The organism is Microcoleus sp. (assembly GCF_049646505.1).
GTDB lineage: Bacteria > Cyanobacteriota > Cyanobacteriia > Cyanobacteriales > Microcoleaceae > Microcoleus.
In genome coordinates this window covers 1-1,670 of record NZ_JBARVX010000537.1, presented here as the reverse complement: position 1 = coordinate 1,670, position 1,670 = coordinate 1, and the positions used below count along the sequence as shown (strand labels likewise).

General features: G+C 42.2%; 1 protein-coding gene and 1 pseudogene. One reads left to right on the top strand and one right to left on the bottom strand.

Features of this window, described 5'->3' with window-relative positions; translation table 11 throughout:
* A pseudogene (locus WBA89_RS25380) lies at nucleotides 1-377 on the top strand (hypothetical protein); the annotation flags it as partial.
* Here WBA89_RS25380 and WBA89_RS25375 read toward each other — a convergent pair.
* Nucleotides 369-1,670, bottom strand: a 1,302-nt coding sequence (locus WBA89_RS25375; protein ID WP_424410322.1) for a serine/threonine protein kinase, incomplete at its 5' end; no start/stop codon positions are given. The pseudogene WBA89_RS25380 and the gene WBA89_RS25375 overlap by 9 nt on opposite strands.

The following is a 1,670-nucleotide window of genomic DNA, read 5'->3' as shown; positions in this document are numbered from 1 at the left end:
GTAAAAAAGCGTTCGCTATTTTATTAATTAAATCATGGAAAATTACTTTGGGTGAATGGGAGGCGATCGCACTTTTAGACATTAAGGGCGATCGAGATTGGCTGCGCTGCGCCCTCCAAGACAAAATTCACCAGCCTTACCGCCAGTCTCTGATTCAGGGATATGAAGCGGTGCAACAAGCTGCGTTGAATGCAGGGGCTTGTGGGATGGTAATTAGTGGTGCCGGGCCGACGCTTTTGGCTTTAACGGATGTTACTAATGTTGATGCGGTTGTGAGGGAAATGGCGGCTGCTTGGATGGATTTTGGGGTGAAGGCTGATGTAAGGGCGATCGCGATCGATACTCAAGGAGCACAAGTTTCGACTGAATTAAGTTAGTTTACTTAAACGATCGTTCAATTCCCCTACCAACCATTCTTTCTCAGCTTGCGGCAAAAATAACCCAAAACAATAGTTACGCGGCTTAGCGCGAATCAGGCAAAAAGTCATCGATTTTTTGAGCAATGGCAGATGAATTCCGCTCAACTTTACCCGCTGGATATCTTGAAGACTGATTTGAATCTGTCTGGTGAATAGACAACCAGAAATCCAACACAAGTACATCAGAGCATAAAATACGATAAATATTATTACAGCTTTGACTGATATAAATACAAATAGCTGAAACAATTTAGCTAGCCAGTCGGCTACAGTGTATTCAAACAAGCTAAATGTCCGGTCTGACTCTCCGAATATGTGCATTAGGAATAAATATAAACTAAAAAATGCCAGAATCAAATACAAGGGAAGTAAAACTTTACAAGTCAGATGAATGAACCGGAAAAACCCTTTGAGTTTGCTAGGGAAACGAGCGGGGTATATATTGATGAATAACCACCGTTTAGTATCAATTAAAGTAATTCTGGATTGGGGCGATCGCTTAAACATTTTTTCGGGATTAATCCCGCTTGGCTGTTCCCCTCGCAGCGCTGATAAAGCATCTTTTGCTGAGTGAAATCGATCTTCACTTGCGGGTTCAATTATCTTCTCTAACCAGTCGGCAAACTCTGGAGAAATAGAGACGCGATCGCGGAATTTCACCTTCAGCTTGTGTCTGGGTAGATCGGATGGAAATTTTTGGGTTAACAGGAAAAGCAGCGTTGTGCCTAATCCATACAAATCTGTTGACAATACAGCTTTTCCTCTGAATTGTTCTGGTGCCATGTAACCGTAGGTTCCGACAACGGTACTGCCTCCAGTAACGGTATGATGGTAAGTATTTTGAACTGCGCCAAAATCCACTAGGAAGACTCGCCCATTTTTTTGGAGAATAATATTTTGGGGTTTAATATCTCGGTGGATAGTAGCAGGTAACAGCGATTGCAGATAAACTAGAATTTCTAGCAATTGACAGGCGATATGACGAACTTGCGCTTCATTTGGTTTCCAGCCATTTTCTATCAACTGTGCGAGAGATTTTCCCGGTGCGAGTTGTTGGGCGATATAAAAACAACGATTTTGGGAAGTATCAACTTGAAAGTAGTCAATGTAGCGAGGAATTCCCGGATGATTCAATCCCGATAAAGTTTTTGCTTCTCGTTCAAATAACTCGACTTTCTTCCATTCAGTTGTCAGGCGCAAGGATAAAGCTTTGAGTGCAACTTTTTGATTGCTGTTTAAATCTACAGCAGC